Annotated in this window: 20 protein-coding genes; 6 read left to right on the top strand and 14 right to left on the bottom strand. The window is 64.3% G+C overall.

Annotated elements, in window-relative coordinates; translation table 11 throughout:
- On the bottom strand, nt 1-213 hold a 213-nt coding region (locus tag ACFPFW_RS10825), incomplete at its 3' end, for a dihydrodipicolinate synthase family protein (protein WP_379770667.1).
- 131 nt (nt 214-344) lie between these two features.
- Here ACFPFW_RS10825 and ACFPFW_RS10830 point away from each other — a divergent pair.
- On the top strand, nt 345-2,615 hold the full coding sequence (locus ACFPFW_RS10830) for an ATP-binding protein (RefSeq protein ID WP_162799746.1): 2,271 nt from the start codon (nt 345-347) through the stop codon (nt 2,613-2,615).
- A 3-nt stretch (nt 2,616-2,618) separates the two neighbouring features.
- Here the strand turns inward: ACFPFW_RS10830 and ACFPFW_RS10835 are convergent, their stop codons facing one another.
- A complete protein-coding gene (locus tag ACFPFW_RS10835) occupies nt 2,619-3,614 on the bottom strand; it encodes a DMT family transporter (RefSeq protein ID WP_379770671.1) in 996 nt (331 codons plus the stop codon).
- Nucleotides 3,615-3,756: 142 nt separating this feature from the next.
- Here ACFPFW_RS10835 and ACFPFW_RS10840 point away from each other — a divergent pair, with 142 nt between their 5' ends.
- Both ACFPFW_RS10840 and ACFPFW_RS10845 read left to right on the top strand, forming a co-directional pair.
- Nucleotides 3,757-4,236: an Lrp/AsnC family transcriptional regulator gene (locus tag ACFPFW_RS10840; RefSeq protein ID WP_114957999.1), complete on the top strand. Its 480-nt coding sequence runs from the start codon at nt 3,757-3,759 to the stop codon at nt 4,234-4,236.
- 65 nt (nt 4,237-4,301) lie between these two features.
- Complete coding sequence (locus ACFPFW_RS10845) at nt 4,302-4,646, top strand: winged helix-turn-helix domain-containing protein (RefSeq protein WP_114957998.1); 345 nt, start codon at nt 4,302-4,304, stop codon at nt 4,644-4,646.
- Here ACFPFW_RS10845 and ACFPFW_RS10850 read toward each other — a convergent pair.
- The 8 genes from ACFPFW_RS10850 to kdpF form a co-directional block, all read right to left on the bottom strand.
- Entirely contained in the window at nt 4,643-5,128 is a 486-nt protein-coding gene (locus ACFPFW_RS10850; RefSeq protein WP_114957997.1) for a GAF domain-containing protein, read from the bottom strand. The genes ACFPFW_RS10845 and ACFPFW_RS10850 overlap by 4 nt on opposite strands.
- Nucleotides 5,129-5,219: 91 nt before the next feature.
- The gene (locus ACFPFW_RS10855) at nt 5,220-5,903 is read right to left on the bottom strand and encodes a response regulator (RefSeq protein ID WP_114957996.1); all 684 of its coding nucleotides are present in this window, start codon (nt 5,901-5,903) and stop codon (nt 5,220-5,222) included.
- Nucleotides 5,900-8,590 (bottom strand): ATP-binding protein, encoded by a 2,691-nt coding sequence (locus ACFPFW_RS10860; protein WP_114957995.1) that lies wholly within the window; start codon nt 8,588-8,590, stop codon nt 5,900-5,902. The genes ACFPFW_RS10855 and ACFPFW_RS10860 overlap by 4 nt, the downstream gene beginning before the upstream one ends.
- Nucleotides 8,587-9,081, bottom strand: a complete 495-nt coding sequence (locus ACFPFW_RS10865) for a hypothetical protein (protein WP_114957994.1) — start codon at nt 9,079-9,081, stop codon at nt 8,587-8,589. Before ACFPFW_RS10865 ends, ACFPFW_RS10860 begins: the two co-directional genes overlap by 4 nt.
- Nucleotides 9,081-9,650, bottom strand: coding sequence for a potassium-transporting ATPase subunit KdpC (gene kdpC, locus ACFPFW_RS10870; protein WP_114957993.1), 570 nt, complete (start codon nt 9,648-9,650; stop codon nt 9,081-9,083). Before kdpC ends, ACFPFW_RS10865 begins: the two co-directional genes overlap by 1 nt.
- An 8-nt stretch (nt 9,651-9,658) precedes the next feature.
- Nucleotides 9,659-11,710: a potassium-transporting ATPase subunit KdpB gene (kdpB, locus tag ACFPFW_RS10875; RefSeq protein WP_114957992.1), complete on the bottom strand. Its 2,052-nt coding sequence runs from the start codon at nt 11,708-11,710 to the stop codon at nt 9,659-9,661.
- A gap of 12 nt (nt 11,711-11,722) precedes the next feature.
- A complete protein-coding gene (gene kdpA, locus ACFPFW_RS10880; protein WP_114957991.1) occupies nt 11,723-13,432 on the bottom strand; it encodes a potassium-transporting ATPase subunit KdpA in 1,710 nt (569 codons plus the stop codon).
- A 10-nt stretch (nt 13,433-13,442) separates the two neighbouring features.
- Nucleotides 13,443-13,532, bottom strand: a complete 90-nt coding sequence (gene kdpF / locus ACFPFW_RS10885; RefSeq protein ID WP_114957990.1) for a K(+)-transporting ATPase subunit F — start codon at nt 13,530-13,532, stop codon at nt 13,443-13,445.
- A 711-nt stretch (nt 13,533-14,243) separates the two neighbouring features.
- On the opposite strand from kdpF, the gene ACFPFW_RS10890 reads away from it, so the two are divergent.
- Nucleotides 14,244-15,998 (top strand): type I secretion system permease/ATPase, encoded by a 1,755-nt coding sequence (locus ACFPFW_RS10890; RefSeq protein ID WP_114957988.1) that lies wholly within the window; start codon nt 14,244-14,246, stop codon nt 15,996-15,998.
- Nucleotides 15,995-17,299: an HlyD family type I secretion periplasmic adaptor subunit gene (locus ACFPFW_RS10895; RefSeq protein WP_114957987.1), complete on the top strand. Its 1,305-nt coding sequence runs from the start codon at nt 15,995-15,997 to the stop codon at nt 17,297-17,299. Before ACFPFW_RS10890 ends, ACFPFW_RS10895 begins: the two co-directional genes overlap by 4 nt.
- Nucleotides 17,300-17,311: 12 nt before the next feature.
- On the opposite strand, the gene msrB is transcribed toward ACFPFW_RS10895, so the two are convergent.
- Nucleotides 17,312-17,752, bottom strand: a complete 441-nt coding sequence (msrB, locus tag ACFPFW_RS10900; RefSeq protein WP_114957986.1) for a peptide-methionine (R)-S-oxide reductase MsrB — start codon at nt 17,750-17,752, stop codon at nt 17,312-17,314.
- Between the two features lie 107 nt (nt 17,753-17,859).
- On the opposite strand from msrB, the gene ACFPFW_RS10905 reads away from it, so the two are divergent.
- Nucleotides 17,860-18,390, top strand: a complete 531-nt coding sequence (locus ACFPFW_RS10905; RefSeq protein ID WP_379770682.1) for a DUF3280 domain-containing protein — start codon at nt 17,860-17,862, stop codon at nt 18,388-18,390.
- 198 nt (nt 18,391-18,588) lie between these two features.
- Here the strand turns inward: ACFPFW_RS10905 and ACFPFW_RS10910 are convergent, their stop codons facing one another.
- From ACFPFW_RS10910 to ACFPFW_RS10920, 3 genes are read right to left on the bottom strand one after another with little or no spacing between them, the layout of a single operon-like run.
- Nucleotides 18,589-20,502 (bottom strand): family 16 glycosylhydrolase, encoded by a 1,914-nt coding sequence (locus ACFPFW_RS10910; protein ID WP_114957985.1) that lies wholly within the window; start codon nt 20,500-20,502, stop codon nt 18,589-18,591.
- Nucleotides 20,503-20,522: 20 nt separating this feature from the next.
- Entirely contained in the window at nt 20,523-21,809 is a 1,287-nt protein-coding gene (locus tag ACFPFW_RS10915) for a glycosyltransferase family 2 protein (protein ID WP_379770686.1), read from the bottom strand.
- The gene (locus tag ACFPFW_RS10920) at nt 21,806-23,035 is read right to left on the bottom strand and encodes a TackOD1 domain-containing metal-binding protein (RefSeq protein WP_114957984.1); all 1,230 of its coding nucleotides are present in this window, start codon (nt 23,033-23,035) and stop codon (nt 21,806-21,808) included. Before ACFPFW_RS10920 ends, ACFPFW_RS10915 begins: the two co-directional genes overlap by 4 nt.
- Nucleotides 23,036-23,141: the final 106 nt, after the last annotated feature.

Here is a 23,141-nt window from a genome sequence, read left to right on the forward strand (position 1 = left end):
GCGCCCGACCACTTGCTTCACCAGCGCCCGCGACTCGGCCGGTTCGAGCTTCGGCGCCTCGCCCATGATCCCGAGGATGGTCAGGCCGCTGCAGCCGCTCGCCTGGTAGAAATCGGTCAGCCGGTCGACCGACACCGTGTCGAGCGCGCCATTCGCATGAAACGGCGTCGTGGCGATCGCATAAACGCCGGATGCAGCGGGACCGAAGGTCATCCCCAAACCTCACACAGAACACCTTGCCGCGACAGGGGCGGCCGGACACCCATACTTTACTTGCCATGAACCTCCCGACATGTGAGCCGGGGGATTGGAACAAACGACCGCCAGCGGCTTTGAATCGCGGCATGTTTCACACGGCAATACCACATGAGGGGCCGGACGACGTGGAGCAGCATTCGGAAGATCAGACACTGAATGCTGCGACCCGGAGTTCGCCGTTCCCCGCCGGCGGGGGCGAGCTCGGTGCGCTGATCCGCGCCTTCGACTGGTCGCAGACGAGCATCGGCCCGATCGAGCACTGGCCGCAGAGCCTAAAGACCGTCACGGGGATGCTGCTGCTGTCCCCAGTCCCGATCGTCCTCCTCTGGGGCGAGGAGGGTATCATGATCTACAACGATGCCTATTCGGTCTTCGCCGGCCAAAGGCATCCGCAGCTCCTCGGCTCGGAAGTTCGCAGGGGCTGGCCGGAGGTCGCCGACTTCAACGACCACGTCATGAGAACCGGCCTCGCCGGAGGCACACTCGCCTACCAGGACCAGGAGCTGACGCTCTATCGCCACGGCCGGCCGGAACAGGTCTGGATGAACCTCGACTATTCGCCGGTGCTCGACGAAAAAGGAAAGCCGGCGGGCGTCATCGCCATCGTCGTCGAGACCACGGAACGCGTCAGGGTGGAGCGGCGGCTGCGCGAGGCGGAAGCCCGGCTCCGCTTCCTCGACGGGCTCGGCAAGGAGACCGCGAAAAGCACCGACGCCGACGAGATCCTTGCGATCAGCACCCGCATGCTCGGCGAATATCTCGGCGTATCGTCCTGCGCCTATGCCGACATGGACCCCGACGAAAACGGGTTCACCATTCGCGGCGATTGGGCGGCTCCGGGCTCCCGCAGCATTGTCGGTCATTACAACCTGGGTGATTTCGGCCGGCTCGCGGTAAGGAACCTGTCCGCTGGCCTGCCGCTGATCATCAACGACAACCTGACCGAAATCCTGCCGCACGAGGCCGCGACCTTTCAGGCCATCGGCATTACGGCGACGATCTGCATGCCGTTGGTGAAGGAAGGACAGCTGACCGCATTGATGGCCGTCCACGACAAGGTCGCGCGGCGCTGGACGGCGAGCGAAATCGCGCTCCTCACCGAAGTCACCGAGCGCTCATGGGCGCATATCGAGCGCGCACGATCGGAGGCGGAGGTCAGGCTCGGCGAGCAGAGATTCCGCGACGAGCTCGCCGAGAAGGTCGAGGAACGCACCGCGGCCTTGCGACAGGCCGAGCAGGCGCTTGGCCAAGTGCTGAAGATGGAAGCCCTGGGCAACCTCACCGGCGGCATCGCCCACGACTTCAACAATCTTCTGATGGCGGTGCTGGGCAGCCTAGAACTTCTGCGCAAGCGCCTCCCGCAGGATCCGGGCATCGTGCGCCTGCTCGACAATGCGATGAACGGCGCCCAGCGCGGCGCGTCGCTCACCCGGCGGATGCTGACCTTCGCCCGGCAGCAGGATTTGAACTTCGAGCCGGTCGACCTGAACGAGCTCGTCGGCGGCATGAGCGAGCTGATGGAGCGCTCGCTCGGCCCAATCATTGCGGTCGAGATCGATCTCGCGCCCGATCTCCCGTCGGTCGAGACCGACCGGAACCAGCTTGAATCCGCTCTCCTCAATCTCGCGGTCAACGCCCGCGACGCGATGAATGGCGAAGGCCGCATCGTGATCGCCGGGCGTGAGATGACGCCGACGGGCCGGGCGTCATCTCTCCAGCCGGGTCGCTATATTTGCCTGTCGGTCACCGATACCGGCCATGGCATGGACGAGGCGACGCTGAAGAAGGCGACCGATCCATTCTTCACGACCAAGGAGGTGGGACGGGGTACCGGTCTCGGTCTCTCGATGGTGCATGGCTTTGCCGAACAATCGGGCGGCACTCTCATCCTGAAAAGCGCCCCGGGCGCAGGGACAACCGCGGAAATCTGGCTGCCGGCCCGGTCGGTCGAGGTTCCCACCTACCATGATAACGGATTGGCGGCGGAAACGGTCGGCGGCAGCCAACGGACGCTTTCGGTTCTCGCCGTCGACGACGACGACATGGTGCTGATGAGCACATGCGAGCTGCTAGAGGATCTTGGCCACCGTGTGACGTTTGCCCGCTGCGGCCGGGAGGCGCTCGACAGCATCGGGCGCGCGCCGTTCGATCTCGTCATCACCGATCATGCAATGCCGGAAATGACCGGCGCCCAACTCGCGACCGCGCTGCGCGCCAGCAAACCCGATTTGCCGATCATCCTCGCATCGGGCTATGCCGACCTGCCGCCGGGTACCGCCGACGGCATACCTCGCCTGGCCAAGCCGTTTTCCCTTTCCGCTCTCGCCGAGGCGATCGACAAGGCAATACCGGCCTGATCGTCAGCCGACGGTGCCCGCCGCCTTGGCGAGACGCCTGGCACGCTCGGCCGTCAGCGCATTCTGCTGCGCCTTCCTGCGGATCGCGACGGCCGACAGCACGACACCGATCACGACCAGCACGACACCGCCGATCAAACCTGCCGACATGACCTCGCCGAGTATCAGGGCTGAGGAGACGAGACCGAGAACCGGCACGCCGAGGGTGATGTTCGACATCGCGAAGGTCGAGACACGGCGGCCATATTCCGACGAGACGACGAAGCAGATCGCCGTCGCGACCGGGCCGATATAGGCGACGAGGCCGACGAGTTGTGGCGTCCATTCGATCTGCGTGGGCGAGCCTTCGAAAAAGACCGCCGCTATCGTCAGTGGGATCGTCGCGAACAGCATCTGCCAGGGCGCGATCTCAATCGGCTTCGCGGTCCAGACATGCCTGCGGACGTGGAGGATCACGACAGCCCAGCACATCGCGGCCGCGAGCAGAAGCGCATTGCCGAGCAGGACCGCGGGCCGCGTCCAGTCCATGCCGAGAGGCGAGCAAATCAGCGCGATGCCGGAGAGGCCGACGGCAAGGGAAAAGAGCTGCCAGCGTGTCGGCCGCTCGCTGACGAACAGGCAGGCGGCGATCACGCCCCAGAGCGGGGTCGTATAGGCGAGCACCGCCGCGCGGCCGGCATCGGTGAACTGCATCGCGGTCAGGCTGAGAGCTGTGAAAGCCATCATCTGCAGACCGCCGACGCTGAGCAGGATCGGCCAGTCCGCACGGGGCGGAAACCGCAGCTGCCTGCGCATCCAGCAGAGCGCGAACAGCAGGACACAGGCGGTCGAGAACCGGAACGACGCCAGCCAGAGCGGCGGGATGGACCCGAGCGCGGCCTTCATCGCCGGCCAGCTCAGGCCCCAGAGCACGACCATCAGGCCGAGCCAGATCGCCGTCTGACGCGCCTCGGCGTCACGGGTGGAAATAGCCTGGGTGCAGGTGGTCGAGATGCTCACGAATGCCTCTGCCGCACAGGCACGAACGCAACGCGTACAGAGTGATCCCAATCTGCAGGAAAGTTCGTGCTATTTTGCGGACAGATCCGTCATATAGAGAATATTGAACCGGTTATTGCCAATATCTGGGGATTTTGTTCCGATGCAGAAACAGAATTTCGACGCCGCCACGATCCGCATCATCGATGCGCTTCAGACCAACAGCGAGATCAGCCTCGCCGATCTGGCGAAGGACGTCGGCCTGTCCCAGTCGCCCTGCTGGCGCCGCGTCAGCGAATTGAAGAAGAACGAGGTCATCCAGCGCTCGGTCGCGGTCGTCGACCCGGCAGCGCTCGGCCTCACGGTCAACGTTTTCGTCCACGTCTCGCTGGAGAAGCAGAACAAGGAATCGCTCTCGATCTTCGAGCGCGCGATCGCCAAGCGGCCCGAAGTCATGGAGTGCTATCTGATGAGCGGCGATTCCGACTATCTGCTGCGCGTCGTCGCCGAGGATCTGTCGAAGTACCAGGAATTCGTGATCGACGTCCTGACCCAGATCCCGGTCGTCTCCAGCATCCGTTCGAGCTTTGCGCTGAGCCGGGTGAAATACACCACCGCACTGCCGACCGCCCACCTGGTCTGAGTGCGAGGAGGCGAAGGCTTTTGCTAGAACTGCATGGCGTGAACAATTCATCGGCGAGCGACTTTATGTCCAAACTCCAGGTCAGGCTCTATTTCGACGACAACAGCTGGATCGGCCCCGGCAAGGTGGCACTGTTAGAGGCCATTGCCGAGCACGGTTCGATCTCGGCGGCGGGCCGGGCGATGGACATGTCCTACAAGCGCGCCTGGGACCTCGTCGCGGAGATGAACCGCATCTTCGGATCGCCCGTTATCGCCGCGCAGCCGGGTGGCAAGAGCGGCGGTGGCGCGGAACTGACCCCACTCGGGCGTGACGTGGTCGCCCATTTCCGTGCAGTGGAGGCGGCATCGCAGCAAGCCGCCGGCTCGCACATATCGAGCCTCGAAGAGATGCGGAAGCAGAAAACCTAGTCACTCGCGGAGAGATAGATCGCGGCGAAACGCTCTATGCCGGCGCGGTCGTCTTCGTCGAAGCGCGCAAGGTCCGGGCTGTCGAGATCGATCACGCCGATCACCTTCCCATTCCTGATCAACGGCACGACGAGTTCCGACCGGGACGCGGCATCGCAGGCGATGTGCCCGGGAAAGGCGTGGACGTCCTCGACGAGCATGCTCTGCCGCCGCTCAACCGCAGTTCCACAAACGCCCCGACCGACCGCGATGCGTACGCAGGCTGGCCTTCCCTGGAACGGTCCAAGCACCAGCTCACCGTCCCGCATGAAATAGAAGCCGGCCCAGTTCAGCCGGGGCATCAACTGGAACAGCAGAGCCGAGGTGTTCGCGGCATTGGCGATGGGATCCCGCTCGCCTTCGAGCAGGCCCGTCAATTGGCTGGTCAGGTCGTCATAGAACGTGGCCTTGTCAGCCGCGTCGGCCACTTTGAGTTCGAACATTTCTATCCCGAGCGGTGATGGATCCGCTCGGGATATAGATGCGACGGCGCCCCTCGTCACGAGGGGCGGCTTACGCGGCCTGGGCCGCCCGCTAGTCCGCGAGCCGGTATCCGACCCCGGTCTCGGTGAGGATGATCTCCGGCCGCTCAGGGTCCTGCTCCAGCTTCTGGCGGAGCTGGCGGATATAGATGCGCAGATACTGGACGTCGCCCGCGGCACCCCAGACTTCCTGCATCAGCATCCGGTGGGTCAGCACCTTTCCGGCATGGACAACCAGCATTCGCAGGATGTCGTATTCCTTCGGCGAGAGCTTCACCGGCTCTCCGGCCCGCGTGACCTTGCGGCGCGTCAGGTCGACCGAGACATCGCCGGTCTGGAAAACCGGAGTGCCGCCATCATCCTGGACTCTGTGGCGGAGAGCCGCCCGAATGCGGGCGATCAGCTCGGCCATGCCGAACGGCTTGGTCACGTAATCGTCCGCGCCGAGATCGAGCGCCTCGACCTTGCCCTTCTCGTCGCCCCGGCTCGACAGCACGATGATCGGCAGTTTCGAGCCGGAGGCGCGCAGGCGCCGGATCACCTCGCCGCCGTCCATGTCCGGCAGGCCGAGATCAAGCAGCATCACGTCGGGTTTCTCATGAACGGCGAGTTTCAGCGCGATCTCGCCGTTCTCGGCCTCGATGACATGGAAGCCGTTCGGCCCGAGGCTCGTGCGCAGGAGCCGCCGGATCGGCGGCTCGTCATCGACGATGAGGATCGGGACACCATCGCTCATTCGGCGGCCTCGCCGCGCACCGATGGCAGGAACAGGCTCGCCGGGAAGCGGACCGTGAAGATCGCGCCCGAACGGTCGGCGCGGTTCTCGACATTGATCGTCCCGCCGAGCGTCTCGACGAAGCCGCGACAGATCGCAAGGCCGAGGCCCGTTCCGGCAAGCCGGTGATCGCGTTCCTGGAAGCGGTGAAACTTCTCGAAGATCTTCTCCGCTTCCCCGTCCGGGATGCCCGGCCCCTCGTCGATCACACGCAACGCCATTCCCGCATCGTCATGCTTCGCCTGGATGGCGATCAAAGTACCGGCCGGCGTGTATTTCGCCGCGTTGTCGAGGAGATTTACAAGCACCTGTTCCAGCATGACTGCGTCGGCAGACAGGAACGGCAGGCCATCCTGAATGTCGATCTGGGTGCGATGTCCTGCCAGTACACGCTCCGTCCGGCGAAGCGCGCTCGCGATCACCTCGCCGACGTCCACAGGCGCACGCTCGACCACGATCGCTCCCGAATCGAGCCGCGTCATGTCGAGCAGGTTGGCGACGAAGCGCGACAACCGCTCGGTCTCCTCCTCGATCGTCGCGGCGAGCTCGTCGCGCGCCTTCGAGTCGAACAGGTCGTTGTACTGTCGGAGCGAGGTGACCGCGCCGAGGATCGAGGCGAGCGGCGTCTTGAGGTCGTGCGACAGCGAGGCTAGCAGCGAAGAGCGCAACCGCTCCGTCTCGGCCGCCAGACGAGCCGCGTCCATGTCGTGCGCCAGACCAAAGCGCTCGACCGCGATCGCCGCCTGGTCCATCAGCGCCTCCAGCAGGCGCCGTCCGTCGGGCGTCAGCAGCGGTCCCGGCTTCGTTCGCGTAAGGCCGACCACGCCCGGAACCTTGTCGCCAGTCCGCAGCGGCAGGAACAGCCGCTTGGCGCCCGGCAAAGTATCCGCGCCGCGTCCCGCCGGGGTCCGCGCCTCGAACGCCCATTTCGCGGCGCCGAGATCGGCTTCGTCGAGTTCGTCCTCGGGAGGATAGCTAGACTTCAGCTGGAGCCCGCCGCCTTCGTCCAGGAGCACGACGACATCAAGCTTCAGCATGGAAGCCATCTGGTACGCCGTCGCCCAGAGGAGATCGTCGAGCGTGCCAGCAGCCGAGACCTTGCGGCTGAACGAATAGAGCGCCTCGGTCGTCCGCGCGCGGTTGCGGGCGATCAGGACCTCCGACCGGACTTTCGCGGCGAGATTGGAAACGACGAGCGCGATGACGAGGAAGAAACCGAAGGCCGCGATATTGGCGGGCGCGGCGATCGTGAAGGTGTAGAGCGGCGGCAGGAAGAAGAAATTATAGCAGAGCGAGGCGGCAAGGCTCGCGACCAGCGACGGAACGAGGCCGAACGTGACCGCCACCGAGACGACCGCCATCAGGAAGACGAGGTCGATCGTCTCCAGCCCTACCACCGGCTCGATCAGTTTGCCGGCGCCGAGCGCGATGCCGACGGCCAGGGTGACGCCGGCATAAGTCCGGATCGGATCCGGGCGGACGGGAGCCGCGGCCTTCACCGGCTTCTGCTTCTGCCCCGTCTCCTCGCCCGCCACGACATGGACGCTGATCGGCCCGGCCCGCCGGACCAGATCGTGGACCACCGAGCCGTGCATGACCTCGAACCAGCGCGGCCGGTCGGACTTGCCGATGACGATCTGGGTGACGTTGTTCGCCGTGCTGAACGACAGCACCTCATCGACGACACCGCGGCCCGGAACGGTCGCCTGTTCTCCGCCGAGTTCGCCCGCGAGCCGCAGGCAATCGGCGATGCGGTCTCGTTCATCCTCAGAAAGCGAATGGCTGCGCGCGGTCTCGACATAGAGCGCGGTCCAGGGCGCATGGAGCTGATCGGCGAGCCGCTTCGTATAGCGGATCAGGCTCGGGCAGCGCGGGTCCTCGGAGACGCAGACCAGCACCCGCTCCCCGGCCGCCCATGGGCCACGGATCGCATGCGAGCGCATATGGTCGAGAAGCTGTTCGTCGACCCGCTGCGCGGTCCGACGCAGCGCGAGTTCGCGAAGCGCCGTCAGGTTGCCCGGCGAGAAATAATGGTTCAGCGCCCGCTGCGCCTGCGCCGGCACATAGACCTTGCCCTCCCTCAGCCGCTCGATCAGGTCGTCCGGCGAGATGTCGACGATCTCGATATCGTCGGCGCGATCGAGCACGGCGTCCGGCACGGTTTCGCGCACCCGCACCCGGGTGATGCGGGCGACGACGTCGTTCAAGCTCTCGACATGCTGGATATTGACCGTCGTGAAGACGTCGATCCCGGCCTTCAGCAATTCCTCGACGTCGAGCCAGCGCTTCGGATGCCGGCTGCCGGGCGCATTGGTGTGGGCGAGCTCATCGACGAGGACGAGCTGCGGCCTGCGGGCAAGGATCGCGTCGAGATCCATCTCGTCGAGTTCGTGCCCGGCATGACCGACCTTGCGGCGCGGCACGATCTCAAGGCCATCGACCAGGGCAGCCGTCTCGGCGCGCCCATGCGTCTCGACCACGCCGACGACGACGTCGACGCCGTCCTTCTGCCGCCTCTTGCCGGCGAGCAGCATCTCATAGGTCTTGCCAACACCAGGCGCGGCGCCGAGCACGACCTTGAGGCGGCCGCGCCTGGCGGTCGCCTCCACATCCATGATCTCCATGTCGTCGCCGATGACCGGGCTCATTCCCTCATCATAACACCCAACGGATTTCCAAGACGTTCGAATGCGAAGGTCAGCTCCGCGCAGAACCATGACGACGATGTCGCCGCCCTGAGCGCCGCCAGCATCGGCGCGTCCTGCGCAAGCTTTTCGAATATCCGGACCGCCCGGCGGCCGGCCAGATCATCTCCCATCGGCCCCACGACGGCGAAGACCAGATCGGCTGGCAGCCTACCCCTCTCGAACGTCACCGGCTGGATCAGCCGGGCGGCGGCCCAGCTCACGCCGCCGAAATCCGGCGGAGTGGCCATGGCGAGCGCGACGCCCTTGGACGCCCATCCCACGGGAGTCTTCAGGCGGAACGTGCTCTGGAGCTTCGCGCGGTTCAGCGCCGTGATCTGCCCGAGTCGCGCCGAAAGCAGTCCAAGAGCATGGTCACGATGAACGACCTCGATCCCGAACAGCACATGTTTCGACTCCACCATGAGACCGGGAGACCGAACCGCGACCGTCATTACGGCTTCGCGTCGTCCAGAGCGAGGTTCAGCGCGAGCACGTTGACCCGCGGTTCACCAAGAATGCCGAGCTGCCGGTCCGTGGTGTGCCGGGCGACGAGATCGCGGACCGCGTTGACGTCCATGCCGCGTGCCTGGGCGACTCGGGAGACCTGCACGTCCGCCGCCGCCGGCGAGATGTCAGGATCGAGGCCCGAAGCCGAGGTCGTGACGAGATCGGCCGGAACCGGGCCGGCCGGCACGTCGCCGCGCAGCTTCTCGACATCGCCCTTCACGCGGTCGATCAGCTTGGCATTTGTCGGGCCGAGGTTCGCGCCGCTCGACGCGCCGGCATCGTAGCCATTGGCGCCCGCAGCCGAGGGGCGGCCGTGGAAGTACTTCTCGCCGGCGAAGTTCTGGCCGATCAGCTCGGAACCGACGACGGTTCCGTTCTTCTCGATCAGGCTGCCATGCGCCTGATGTGGAAACGCGACCTGAGCGACGCCGGTCACGGCGAGCGGGTAGAGTAGCCCGGTGACGACCGTCATCAGGACGATCATGACGAGGGCGGGACGGATCTGGTTCAACATGATGGACCTCAAGCAAGCCCGATGGCGGAGACGACCATGTCGATCAGCTTGATGCCGACGAACGGGACGACGAGGCCGCCAAGGCCGTAGATGACGAGATTGCGCCGGAGCAGCGCGGCTGCGCCGACCGCGCGATAGGACACCCCCCTAAGCGCGAGCGGGATCAGCGCGACGATGATGAGCGCGTTGAAGATGATCGCCGACAGGATCGCGCTCTGCGGCGTTGCCAGCCCCATCACGTTCAGCGCGCCGAGCTGCGGGTACAGCGCGAGGAACATCGCCGGGATGATCGCGAAATACTTCGCGACGTCGTTGGCGATCGAGAAGGTGGTCAGCGCGCCGCGCGTCATCAGCAGCTGTTTGCCGATCGAGACGATCTCGATCAGCTTGGTCGGATCACTGTCGAGATCGACCATGTTGCCGGCTTCGCGGGCCGCCATCGTGCCGGTGTTCATCGCCACGCCGACATCGGCCTGCGCGAGCGCGGGAGCATCGTTCGTGCCGTCGCCGCACATCGCCACCAGCTTGCCCTTGGCCTGCTCGTCGCGGATGAGCTTGAGCTTCGCCTCCGGCGTCGCCTGGGCCAGGAAGTCGTCGACACCCGCTTCCGCCGCGATTGCGGCCGCCGTGAGCGCATTGTCGCCGGTGATCATCACCGTGCGGATGCCCATGGCGCGCAGGTCGGCGAAGCGCTCCTTGATGCCACCCTTGACGACGTCCTTGAGGTGGACGACGCCGAGGAGCTTCGAGCCCTCCGCGACGACGAGCGGCGTACCGCCCGACTTTGCGATCGACTGCACAGCCTTGGTGACCTCCGCCGGCACGTCGTTGTTGCCGAGGGTGCGCACATAGGCACGCACCGCGTCCTCCGCGCCCTTGCGGATCTGGCGGCCGTCAATGTCGACGCCGGACATCCGCGTCTGCGCGGTGAACGGAATGAACTCGGCCTTCAGCCCGGCCATGTCGCGGCCGCGAATGCCATACTTGTCCTTGGCCAGCACGACGATCGAGCGGCCCTCCGGCGTCTCGTCGGCGAGCGAAGCGAGCTGCGCCGCATCGGCAAGGTCACGTTCCGTGACGCCAGGAGCCGGCACGAACTCCGTCGCGACGCGGTTGCCAAGGGTGATCGTGCCGGTCTTGTCGAGAAGCAGCGTGTCGACATCGCCCGCCGCTTCCACCGCGCGGCCGGACATCGCGAGCACGTTGAAGCGCACCAGACGGTCCATGCCGGCGATGCCGATGGACGAGAGCAGCGCGCCGATCGTGGTCGGGATCAAGGTCACGAACAGCGCGACCAGGATCACGATCGGAACCGCGCCGCCCGCATAGGAGGCGAAGCTCGGGATCGAGGCGACGGCGAAGATGAAGATGATCGTCATGCCCGCGAGCAGGATGTTCAGCGCGATCTCGTTCGGCGTCTTCTGCCGCTCGGCGCCTTCGACGAGCGCAATCATGCGATCGAGAAAGGTCGAGCCCTGGGCCGCCGTGATGCGGACCTTGATCTGGTCGGAGATGACGAGCGTCCCGCCAGTCACCGCAGAGCGGTCGCCGCCTGATTCACGGATCACGGGCGCGGACTCGCCGGTGATGGCTGCCTCGTTGACGGAGGCCACGCCCTCGATCACCTCGCCGTCGGAGGGAATGATGTCCCCCGCCTCGACGAGAACGACCTGGCCGGGCTCGAGTTCGAGCGCGGGAGTGGGGATCCAGGTGCCCTTCGCCTCATCGACGTAGAGCTTGGCCACGACCTCGCTGCGGGTCCGGCGCAGGCTTGCGGCCTGAGCCTTGCCGCGGCCCTCGGCTACCGCCTCCGCGAAGTTCGCGAACAGGACGGTGAACCAGAGCCAGAGCACGATCTGGAACTGGAAGCCGAGCTCGGCCGTCACGCCGGTCGCGAGGTCGCGTACGAGCAGGACGGTCGTCAGCGCCGCGACGACCTCAACGACGAACATGACCGGATTGCGGATCATGTGCGCCGGGTTGAGCTTGGCGAAGCTCCCCCGGATCGCCGGCACGAGGATGGCGCTGTTGAAGGTACTTGATTGTTTACGGGCGCTCATTGCGATCACCGATCAAAAGGTGGTGCCGGACAGCATGGCGAAATGTTCGACCACGGGTCCGAGTGCGAGGGACGGCAGGAAGGTCAGGCCGCCGACGATGAGGACGACGCCGACGAGGAGGCCAACGAAGAGGCCGTTGTTGGTCGGGAACGTGCCGGCCGAGGGCGGCAGCGTCGTCTTCGCCGCGAGCGAACCCGCGACCGCGAGCATGGGCACGATCAGGAAGAACCGGCCGATGAACATCGCGATGCCGAGCGTCAGGTTGTAGAAGGGCGTGTTGCCCGTCAGGCCGCCGAACGCCGAACCATTGTTCGCCGCCGCCGAGGTGTAGGCGTAGAGGATCTCCGAGAAGCCGTGCGGGCCCGGATTGGCGATGCTCGCCACGGCCGAGGGCAGCACGGTCGCGATCGCGGTGAAGAGCAGGATGGCGAAAGGCGAGCAGAGCACCGCCAGCATCGTCATCTTCACTTCGCGCGCCTCGATCTTCTTGCCGAGATATTCCGGCGTGCGGCCGACCATGAGGCCCGCCACGAAGACCGCGATGATCGCCATCAGCAGCATGCCGTAGAGACCCGCGCCGACGCCGCCGATGATGACCTCGCCGAGTTGCATGTTGATGAGCGGGATCATGCCGCCGAGCGGCGTCAGGGCGTCATGCATCGCGATGACGGCGCCGCACGAGGCGGCGGTCGTGATCACGGCGAAGAGCGCCGATAGGGCGACGCCGAAGCGGACTTCCTTGCCTTCCATATTGCCGGCGGTCGGATCGACGCCGAGCTGGGTCAGCAGAGGATTGCCGTAGGCCTCGGCCCAGTAGCAGAACGCCACGCCGGCGATGAACAGCACGCCCATCGCGCCGAGGATCGCCCAGCCCTGACGCTCATCCCCGACCATCCGGCCGAACACGTTCGTCAGCGCGGCACCGATCGCGAAGATCGAGATCATCTGGATCAGATTGGTCAACGGCGTCGGGTTTTCGTACGGATGCGCCGAGTTGACGTTCAGCGGACCGCCGCCGTTCGTGCCGAGCATCTTGATCGCTTCCTGAGAGGCGATCGGGCCCTGCGCGATGGTCTGCTGGACGCCTTCGAGCGTAGTCGCGGTCGCATAAGCGTCGAAGTTCTGCGGCGTGCCCTGCCAGACGAAGACGAGCGCCATGATGAAGGCGATCGGCAGCAGGACGTAGAGCGTCGCGCGCGTCATGTCGGTCCAGAAATTGCCGACCGTGCGCATCGACTTGCGGGCGAAGCCACGGATCAGGACGACCGCGAGCGCGATGCCGGTCGCGGAGGACACGAAGTTCTGCACCGTCAGCCCAGTCATCTGGACGAGGTACGACATCGTCGTCTCGCCGCCGTAGTTCTGCCAGTTGGTGTTGGTGACGAAGCTGATCGCGGTGTTGAACGACAGATCGGTCGGCACCGCGCCGAAGCCCTGCGGGTTCAGCGGCAGCCCGCCTTGGAGACGCTGCAGAAGGTAAAGCAGCAGGAAGCCCGCCAAGTTGAAGGCGAGCATCGCGATCGCATAGACGCTCCAGTGCTGCTCGGCATTGGGCCTCACGCCGGAGAGAGAATAGAAGACGCGCTCCACCGGCCCGAAGACCGGCGTAAGGAAAGTGCGCTCGCCCGAGAACAGGCGCGCCATGAAGCCGCCGAGCGGCCTGACGCACACGAGCACGAGCGCGCAGAAAATAAGGATTTGCAGCCAGCCGTTGAAAGTCATCGTGCCCTCCTCAGAACCGTTCCGGCCGCACGAGGGCGTAGACGAGATAAACGAACAGGAACGCGGTCACGGCCGCGCCCAGGATGTAGTCGAGGAGCATGATCAGATCCCCTCCGCCGCATTGGCGTAGGCGATCGCGAGCGCAAACAGCGCCACGCCAAGCCCAAGCATCAGAATGTCGAACATGGATATGATTTCCCGGCGCGGGAGGTCCGCGCTTTACAACCGGGAATGTCGTCGGAAGGGCATAGGCGGGCGAGTTGGCGCGCTCCGCCCGTGCATAGGAATCCTATAGGGGTTTCGAGACTCCGATCCCTATGCCTTGGCTATGCCGACGCCCCGCCTGGCCAATCGCGCCTTGATGCGGAGGGTCATAGAATCCGGGCCTCGGGCATGTCGCCCCTTGGTGCTGAAATGCGTCCGCGATCTCGCGTACAGGATCAACTGAAGACCGTTTTTCTCGTCGGCCCGACCCGTAAGGGCCGCTGGCTCGTTCAGGAAACGAGTGGCCTCCTCGAAGGTCTGTTTTTCTCACAGCGCGCCGCGCTTAAATTCGCGATGGACGAATGCCGCGCCCACCGGAACTCGGTGGTGATCAGTTCGTCGACTCTGACATCGAGGCTTGAACGGCACTGACAATCGAGCCGGCAGGCTACCGTCGAGCCTGTCGGCTGCCCCATCTCGATAGCGTCCCGAGCAACGGTGAAAGCCGGATTTTGCGGTCACACGACTGAAGCACTCCGCCCGTAAAGACACCTGCCGTCTTCGTGGCCAGATCCCGGCCGCATCGACGGTGGGGACGGGCAGATCGATGCAACGAGAACGACCAAATTCGCCGGAAACCTCGCCGCTGCGCGAGGCCGTAGCGCGATGCCGCGCCGGCTTCATCGCCGTCGGCCTGCTGACCGCCGTGGTCAACGTCCTGATGCTGACCGGCTCCGTCTACATGCTGCAGGTCTACGACCGGGTGCTGCCCTCGCGCAGCATCCCGACGCTCGTCGCGCTGTCGATCGCGGTCTTGATCGTCTACATATTCCTCGGCGTCTTCGACTGGGCGCGCCAGCGCATCCTGTCGCGCATCGGCGCCGCGCTGGACGAGAGCCTGTCCGGTCCCGTCGTCGCCTCGATCCTGCGCATCACGCCGAAGAGCAAGAGCGCCGGCTCCCAGCCCGCCCGCGATCTCGACACGGTTCGGGGCTTCCTCTCCAGCATGGGTCCGACGGCGCTGTTCGATCTGCCGTGGATTCCGCTCTACGCCGGCCTGTGCTTCCTCCTCCACCCGCTGCTCGGCTGGACGCTCGTCGCCGGCGCGGTCCTGCTGGTCCTGTTGACGCTGTGGTCGGAATTCGCCGGCCGCGCTCCGGCAAAGGATGCGGCGACCGCCGGCGCGCAGAAATCCTTCGCGCTCGAAGCCGCCCGTCGTAATGCGGAACTCGTGGCCGCGCTCGGAATGGAACAGCGGGTCGTCGATCGCATCAAGCAGCACAATGCCCGCCATGGCCTGGCGCAGCAGCGCGCCAGCGACGTCTCTCTCAGCATCGGGTCGATCTCGAAGACCCTTCGCTTCGTGCTGCAATCCACCAATCTGGGTCTCGGAGCCTGGCTCGTCGTACAGGGCGAAGCATCGGGCGGCGTGATGATCGCATCGTCCATCCTGACCAGCCGCGCGCTCGCTCCGGTCGAGCTGGCGATCGGGCAATGGAAGCCGTTCCTCTCCGCACGCGGATCGTGGACGAGGCTCAACGAGGCGCTGAAGGCGACCGCGAAAAAGGAACCGGAGGTCGCGCCCAAGCCGGCAAGCCAGAAGCTGACCGTGGAAGATATCTATGTCGCCGCGCCCGGCTCCGCCGCGCCGATCCTGAAGGGCATCAACCTCTCGCTCGAAGCCGGTCAGGCGCTTGGTGTGATCGGACCCTCGGCCTCCGGAAAATCGACCCTGGCCCGCGCGCTTGTCGGCGTCTGGCAGGCCAACCGGGGCGAGATCCGCCTCGACGGCGCGACCTTGGATCAATGGCCCGCCGAGGTCCGTGGAGGGATGATCGGCTACCTTCCACAGGATATCGAACTGTTCGACGGCACGATCGCGGACAATATCTGCCGCTTCGACCCGAAGGCGACCTCGGCCGACATCCAGGCGGCGGCGGAAGCCGCCGGCGCGAACGAGATGATCTTGCGGCTTGCCAACGGCTACGAGACCCAGATCGGCGAGGCCGGCAGCACTTTGTCCGGCGGCCAGCGCCAGCGCATCGCGCTCGCAAGGGCGCTCTACAAGGACCCGTTCCTGGTCGTGCTCGACGAGCCCAATTCCAATCTCGATTCCGAAGGCGAGCTCGCCCTCGAAAAGGCCGTCGAGACCATCCGCCTGCGCGGCGGCATCGCCGTCGTCATCGCCCATCGCCGCTCCGCCCTCGCCAAGGCCGATCTCGCTCTGGCGCTCAATGCCGGCCAGCAGGTCGCCTTCGGGCCCAAGGACGAGGTGCTGAAAAAGGTGCTCGCGCCGGCGGCGGTGGTTCCGCAGGAAGCTCCGGCACTCAAGGCCGTCGCAGCGCAGGGGGCACGCTCGTGACTGAAGCCCGCACGCCTCTCCGCGACATCAGGTCGGTCAGCCTGTTCAGCCTGTCCGCAGCTGCACTTCTCCTCGTCGCTGCGGGCGGCTGGGGCTCGACGGCGCCGATCGCCTCCGCGGTGATCGCGCCGGGTCAGGTCGTCGTCGAGAGCAATGTCAGGAAGGTGCAGCATCCGACCGGTGGCGTGGTCGCGGAAATCCGCGTCGACAACGGCGATCATGTCAAAGCCGGCGACGTGCTCGCTCGCCTCGACGATACGGTGACCCGCGCCAATCTCGCGGTGATCGACAATCAGCTCAATCAATTGCTGGTCAGGGAAGCGCGGCTTTCGGCCGAACGGGACGCCTTGTCGGACTTCTCGCTGCCGGAGGAACTGACCGTCAGAGCCGACCAGGCTTCGATACGGAAGATCCTTGCCGGCGAGCGCACGGTTTTCACCTCGCGGCAGACCGCGAAACAGGGTCAGACGTCGCAATTGCGCGAACGCATTTCCCAGACGCGGGAAGAAGTTAAGGGCCTGGAAGCCCAGGTCGCCTCGAAACGCCAGCAGACCGGCTTCATCCAGACCGAGCTCGAAGGCGTGCGCTCGCTCTACAAGGACAATCTCGTTCCGCTCAGCCGCGTCACCGCGCTGGAGCGCGAAGCGGCCCGGCTGCTCGGCGAGGAAGGCCAGCACATCGCCGACATCGCTCGCGCCAAAGGCCGGGTGGCGGAGACCGAGATGCAGATCCTCCAGCTCGACCAGGATCTCCAGAAGGAGATCGCTTCCGAACTGCGCGACACCGAATCCAAGATCGCCGAACTGCGGGAGCGATACACGGCCGCGCTCGACCAGTTGAACCGCGTCGACATCCGCGCGCCTCAGGACGGCATCGTCCACCAGAAGACGATCTACACCAAAGGTGGCGTCATCAGCCCCGGCGAGCAGCTGATGCTGATCGTGCCGGAAGCCGAAGGCCTGGTTGTCGACGTCCGGATCGAGCCGCAGCTGATCGACCGCCTGAAAATCGGTCAGCCGGTGACGATGAAGTTCTCGGCCTTCAATTCCGCGACCATGCCTGACGTGTTCGGCACGCTCGCGCGAATATCCGCCGACGTCAGCCGCGACGAGCAGTCGGGCGCGATGTTCTACACGGCGAGGATCGCCATCAAGGGCGAGGAACTCCGCAAGTTCCAAGGCAAGACGCTCGTTCCCGGCATGCCGGTCGAGACCTTCATCGATACCGGGGCGCGGACGGCGTTCGCCTATCTGACGAAGCCGATCAACGACCAGCTGGCGCGCGCCTTCCGCTACGACTGACCGGCCGGCACCTCACTCGACCTGATCGAGATAGGCGCCGTAGCCTTCCTTCTCCATGTCGTCGCGATGGATGAAGCGGAGCGATGCCGAATTGATGCAATAACGCAGCCCGCCCCGGTCCGCCGGACCGTCCGGGAAGACATGGCCGAGGTGGCTGTCGCCATGCAGCGAACGGACCTCGGTCCGCACCATTCCGTGCGACACATCCCTTAGCTCGTTGATGTGCGTCGGATCGATCGGCTTGGTGAAGCTGGGCCAGCCGCACCCGGACTCATACTTGTCTGCCGAAGCGAACAAGGGTTCGCCCGACACCACGTCGACATAGATCCCCGGCTCCTTGTTGTAGAGGTATTCGCCGGTTCCCGGACGCTCCGTGCCGTTCTGCTGGGTGACGTGGTACTGCTCGGGCGTCAGCTGAGCGATCGCGTCGTTCGATTTGTGATAGGCGCTCAAGAATAGCTCCCTCGGTTTGGTCTCCTATAAATAGGAGCCTGCCGCCGATTTCCCTAGACACCCTGCGTCCTACAATAGGGATCGGGCCTCAACAGGGGAGAACCGCTTTGCGCCTGTCTGGCAACCTGCAGGCAACGATCCTGTCTGTAATCCTGCTATTGCCGTGGCCGGCCGGAGCCGAAGCACCTCGCCTCGCCGTCTTCGGTTTCGAACCGATCGATACCAGCCTCGAAGGCGAGATGTCGGGCGCACGCTCCGACGAGCAGCAGCGGCTCGCCATGATCAGCGATCAACTGCCGCGACTGCTGATCGACCGAGGCGGGTACACGATCATCGATCTCGCGCCGGCCACCGACGCGATCGCGAAGTCGGGGCCACTCGATCGCTGCAATGGCTGCGCGGCGGCCATCGCCAGACCGTTGGGCGCCCGTTTTGCGCTCACCGGCACGGTGCAGAAAGTGAGCAACCTGATCCTCAACATCAACGTCTCCGTATGGGACACGGAGACCGGAAAGGAACGCTACCGGACCAGCGTCGACATCCGCGGCAACACCGATGAATCCTGGTCGCGCGGTGTGTCCTATCTCGTCCGCAACCGGTTGCTGGCAGCTCTGGCCGAGATAGCCGCCACCCCGTAACGCTCACGTGGCGTCCGGAGTGAGGATATCCTGAAAGAGTGAAAGTCGATGGAAGACCGGATTCAGACGGCTCGGCCGCAACGTGCAGCGTTAGTCGGCGACATGGACTGAAGCTTGCGGCAGGTCTCGGCGCGGCAATGCTGTCGGCATCCGTATACGGAGCAGTTGCCCCCGACGGCACCGAGCAGGTGCCTGGAACTACTCCCAGCCAACGGAGGCAAAGCTTTCTTCCACGTCACGATCATCCTGGCCGTCAAAGCGCCAATACCGCACCCAATCGACCACCACTTCCGCCTCAGCGAATGTGGGCTGGCCGGCCCAGCCTTTTGGAAACCAGGCACCGAGATACAGTCTGCTTCGGCGCGTCGGCACTGTCGTGTCAATCGAGGCGACCTCTCGGCCGTCTACAAAAAACACCACGCTTGGTGCTGATGTCGCAGAGCCCGCTCGCCAGTCGAACCGGACGATGTGAAATTGACCGTCGGCAATGGTCGCTGGGAGATGCACGTATTGAGTCGTGGATTCGCCCTCGCGCTCTCCGATCCAAGTGTTCGCGAGCATGCGATTAAAGGACACTCCCTCGTGAGGCGGCCCAGGACGTCCCGGAAATTCGATATCGATCTCGTGGTTGCCAATGTGGTTGCCTTCCTCTCGGTAGTGGAAGGCCCACATGGCGGTCGCCACGCCGAGGACCGGAGCGACCTTTAGGCGAGCTTCATACCGCCCCGACCCGAGATAATTCCGCGTGGCGATCATCGCGCCGACGCGCGTGCCGTCCTCGCGCGGCGTGCCATCGCGGTTCACTCCCCGAACAGGACCTCGATAGCTATCGCCCAGCGCTTTCAGGACAAGCGCCCCCTCCTGAAGACCTACATTTTGCGGGCTGACCCCACCATTGTAGTCGTGCCCCTCGCCATCTTTTCCGCCCCAATTACGCTTGCCGACGAGCCATTTGGACCTGTCCAGTCGTTGGCCGTTGAAGTCATCGGAAAAATCCGGCTCAGCGATCGAACTCGGAGAACTCTGCGCAGGCGCGATTGCGCGCAGGCGATTGCGCGCTTCCCGGCTTACCCACGCTCCCACGCGGCCCGCCATGGACAACACGCTTTCGCAATTTTCAAACAGACACCGGGTCAACCGGACCTTCTGCCCCGACGGGAAGCCAGCACCTCGATCCAACTCGACACGAATGAGCTGGCTCCGCTCTCGAGGACGGAAGGTGTTCTGGAACTCCGCTGGCAGATTGGCTGCGACTGGGAGGATCTCGACGATTCGACCAATTGCCTGCTGTCGCCCGCTGGACGCGCTCACTCTCTGGTTCGACCGCACGTCGAAAAGGTAGGTCTCGGGAAGATAGGCAAGCACATAGGGGGCGCCTGAAAACACTTCCAGCGCTCTGTCCCCGGGGACCAGCACCTCACCTGATGAGGCGACAACAGGGCCGACCGTCCCTGCCGTCGGCGCCGTAAGCGCTCCATTGTTATAGAGACGCTTTAGATCGTCAGACGCCGCCACCGCTTCCGCCCGTGCGGCTTCGTTGGCGGCGATCTCGCGCCCCAGGGAATTTTTTTGCACCTCGAGTTCCGCGAGTTGCGAACTGGCGGAGTAGTGCGAAATGACGAGTTCCTCGACCCGCTGCTGGTTCGTCAGCTGGCGGCGCTTGAGCTGACCCAGGCTGGCCACCCCCTTGTCCATCTCAGCAAGCTGCGACTGAGCCAGCGGCAACATTGTTTCGGAGATGGCCAGCTTGGATTTGAGCTGCTCAAGACGCGAGGTGATTTCCGCCTCGCGGAAAGACAGTTCGGCGAGAGCCCGCACGAGCGTCGAGGACTCGAGCCGCACCAGAAGTTCGCCCTTTTCCACTTTCTGGCCCGGTTTGACGTGAACGGACACGATCTTGCCCTCGTAAGACGGCGCGACGGCGAACATTTCCTGAAGTACGAGCCCATCGGCCCGAAGGAAGATCCACGAGCCAACGAGGTAATTTGCGAGACCGAGGAAGAACGCGATCAACAGTGCGAAATAGACGTAACGACCCCAGCGAAAATTCGCGACGCGGGTGTCGTTACCGAGCGTATCCAGCCGCTCCCTTTGGCGCAGACGCGTGATCATTTCGCGATCCTTTCCCGCGCTCACCAGCGTCGGCTGAAGCGGACCCGTTGCGGCACATAATTATCGGTTCGAGAGGCGTCGAAGCACCATTCCTGAACGTAGGCCAACACGCGAACGAGCCGCATGAAAAGCCCGCTAAACACCCCGTAGCCGGGAATGAGCAGAAGATAGGGGGCATAAACCCAGCGATTTGTAGCTTCCAATGCGGCGACGAATATCACTGCGTCCAAGCACATCAACCCGAGCTGAACGGCAATCAGAAACGGGATGGCAGCCTCGCCGATCTGCACGTAGAGGTGCAGTAAGTATAGCGGAAAGGCGACCGCCAATATTATGTGGAAGAATAGAAAATCCACCTGGTGGGTCGCTTCGACGAGGTTGAAACTTCGGCTCAGCGGGTTCGACAGACGTCGATGCTTGCGATACCGCAGTCGGACAGCGTCGCGTTCCCACCGCAGGCGTTGACGGAGAAGCCCCCAGGCTGTCTCGGGAACGTCGGTGTAGCAAAGGGCGCCCGGCGCGAAATCGATCTTCCAACCCTTGGCTCGAAGCCGAAGCGTAATGTCGAGATCCTCGCCGCCACCGACGTCGATGCCGCCGACGGAGGTCAGCGCAGAACGCCGGAACGCAGCGAATGCCCCGGACGCACAGACCACCAGCCCGAACATCTCTGCGATGCGCTTGCCGAGCGATATCGTCACCAGGTATTCGATGACCTGAAAGCCGGCGATTAGACTCCGGTTGCCGTTGCGCGGAAGAATATCCCCGCTGACGGCACCCACCTTGGGATCCGCGAATGGTGCCGCGATGCTCTCGATGGCAAATCGATCGTATGAGCAGTCGCAGTCCACATTGACCAATATGTCGCCGGACGCCATCCGGATGGCGAGATTGACCCCTGCGGACTTGCCGCATCGGAGGTCGGTTGAGAACGCCTTGTCGGCGAGGCCCTTTGCTACAAGGCTAGCCGCGACCTTGCTCATACGGTCGCTCGAGCCGTCGGAAATGAGAATGAGCTCGAAGGCGCGCAGCGACTGCGCGCGAAGGGAGAGCACGCATCTCGTGATCGCGGATTCTTCATTGTGGCCAACGACGAGAACGCTGATTTTGGGATGTTGGGGAGTCGGATGCGCGTCGTTGCGCTGATGGCGCCATTTCCTGCTGCGGCCAGCGGCATAGGCTACGATCGACAGCCCGTAGCGAGGAATCTCGAAGATCAGGACGTACCAAAACATCGCGATGAAGCCGATGGTGCCCTGTTCCGTCAGCAGGTCGTATGCGCTTGTCAGGTCATGTCCGGCGCTCACGGCAGAAAATCCGCTTTTTCAAAGACACGAAGGTCCACCCCCAGATTGGCTCGCAGGCGAGCCACACAGCCGCTGAGGAGTTTGTTCAAACGCTCCTGTGTGCTGGCCGCATCCTCGCTGGCCAAGAAGACGTAATCCGACCTCGCCCCCTGTACGACCCTGCCTTGTGCTCCGAGGCGACCGATCAGATCGGCGACAAGTTGCTTCCGGCTGGCGTCGAAGACCTCGGCTCCCTTGGAGGCCACGATCTTCATCTCATTCGCGTAGGCCAACTCGGCGAGGCTGAACATCTCGTCCCTGGCGCACGCAGCGTTGAGGAGACGGATCAGGTCCAGCGGAAGCGTCAGCACGAGCACCGGGCTAACAGCGCTCGATTTCAAACCTGCGGCGAGGAGGAATTGGGAGCCCGCTTCAGAGATCGCATAGTGGAAGGCGCGCACCTTCTGGGCACGTTCTCCGTCAAAATGGCTTGAGCAGTCCATGCACACAAAGCCGACCAAAGGCTCTGAACCGCTGAAACCGCACGCCCCGCACTTCAGGGCCGTTCCCGCGGCCTCATGGTCGCTTCCGTAGTGCCGAAGTTCGCGCGAGCATTTCGGACATGCGAGACGTCGGTCCGACGTTTCGAAATCGGGCTCCGGCCCGAGATACGCGCAGCGCAGATGGTGGATAAGCCTGACATCGGCGATCTCGGGGCTTCGGCAAGAGGGGCACTCCTCCCGCACATTGAGCCGTGCGGATCCGCAGTGCGGGCAGGCATGAAAGCAATCGAAAAGGCGTGCGGTCAGATAACCCGCAGCGGCCAGACGCTCGGCAACTGCCCGGACCTCCAACACCGGAACGAGGCCACCATATGTGAATCCTTCCCTGGTATTCGGGGCGTACCGCGCGGTGAGTTCTTTCTCGTGCACGTGCAAAAAGGCGAGGAGCCGGAGATCCGGGCGGGACGACGTGCGCAACCAGGGCGCCAGCTCTTCCCGACGCTGGTGGAATCGGTCCCTCACCGATCGGCTAAGATCGCGCCAGTCTTGTCCGGGCGGGCAACTTAAGTCCGCGTCACTCCCAAGCGTAGCGGTCAGATCGGTGACCGGCAGCAGATGTCCCTCGCGACAGGTCACGAGATAGCTGGCGCGCTCCACATCGCTCGCATCCCGGACGATGATGCTGTCACCGAATACTGCATCTCCTACGCGAGGAGTGACTAAGTTTGCCGCCGTTGTATTCATGAGCCGCTAACTCTGTCACTGCGCGAAAGTTCCTAGAGATCCGAGTTAGAATGCTTCTGTTCCAAAGAAAAATCTATCGTCGCTGACAACAACTGAAGGCTGTGAT

Origin of the sequence: Flaviflagellibacter deserti, assembly GCF_042652085.1 — a bacterium.
Lineage (GTDB): Bacteria > Pseudomonadota > Alphaproteobacteria > Rhizobiales > Methylopilaceae > Flaviflagellibacter > Flaviflagellibacter deserti.

Excerpts from the sequence above, each read along its gene's own strand:
- kdpC (WP_114957993.1), bottom strand. The coding sequence starts at position 9,650 with ATGTTGAACCAGATCCGTCCCGCCCTCGTCATGATCGTCCTGATGACG.
- ACFPFW_RS10890 (WP_114957988.1), top strand. The coding sequence starts at position 14,244 with ATGCAACGAGAACGACCAAATTCGCCGGAAACCTCGCCGCTGCGCGAG.
- ACFPFW_RS10830 (WP_162799746.1), top strand. The coding sequence starts at position 345 with ATGTTTCACACGGCAATACCACATGAGGGGCCGGACGACGTGGAGCAG.
- kdpA (WP_114957991.1), bottom strand. The coding sequence starts at position 13,432 with ATGACTTTCAACGGCTGGCTGCAAATCCTTATTTTCTGCGCGCTCGTG.
- ACFPFW_RS10850 (WP_114957997.1), bottom strand. The coding sequence starts at position 5,128 with ATGTTCGAACTCAAAGTGGCCGACGCGGCTGACAAGGCCACGTTCTAT.
- kdpB (WP_114957992.1), bottom strand. The coding sequence starts at position 11,710 with ATGAGCGCCCGTAAACAATCAAGTACCTTCAACAGCGCCATCCTCGTG.
- ACFPFW_RS10860 (WP_114957995.1), bottom strand. The coding sequence starts at position 8,590 with ATGAGCCCGGTCATCGGCGACGACATGGAGATCATGGATGTGGAGGCG.
- ACFPFW_RS10865 (WP_114957994.1), bottom strand. The coding sequence starts at position 9,081 with ATGACGGTCGCGGTTCGGTCTCCCGGTCTCATGGTGGAGTCGAAACAT.
- kdpF (WP_114957990.1), bottom strand. The coding sequence starts at position 13,532 with ATGCTCCTCGACTACATCCTGGGCGCGGCCGTGACCGCGTTCCTGTTC.
- ACFPFW_RS10855 (WP_114957996.1), bottom strand. The coding sequence starts at position 5,903 with ATGAGCGATGGTGTCCCGATCCTCATCGTCGATGACGAGCCGCCGATC.
- ACFPFW_RS10920 (WP_114957984.1), bottom strand. The coding sequence starts at position 23,035 with ATGAATACAACGGCGGCAAACTTAGTCACTCCTCGCGTAGGAGATGCA.
- ACFPFW_RS10910 (WP_114957985.1), bottom strand. The coding sequence starts at position 20,502 with ATGATCACGCGTCTGCGCCAAAGGGAGCGGCTGGATACGCTCGGTAAC.
- ACFPFW_RS10840 (WP_114957999.1), top strand. The coding sequence starts at position 3,757 with ATGCAGAAACAGAATTTCGACGCCGCCACGATCCGCATCATCGATGCG.
- ACFPFW_RS10845 (WP_114957998.1), top strand. The coding sequence starts at position 4,302 with ATGTCCAAACTCCAGGTCAGGCTCTATTTCGACGACAACAGCTGGATC.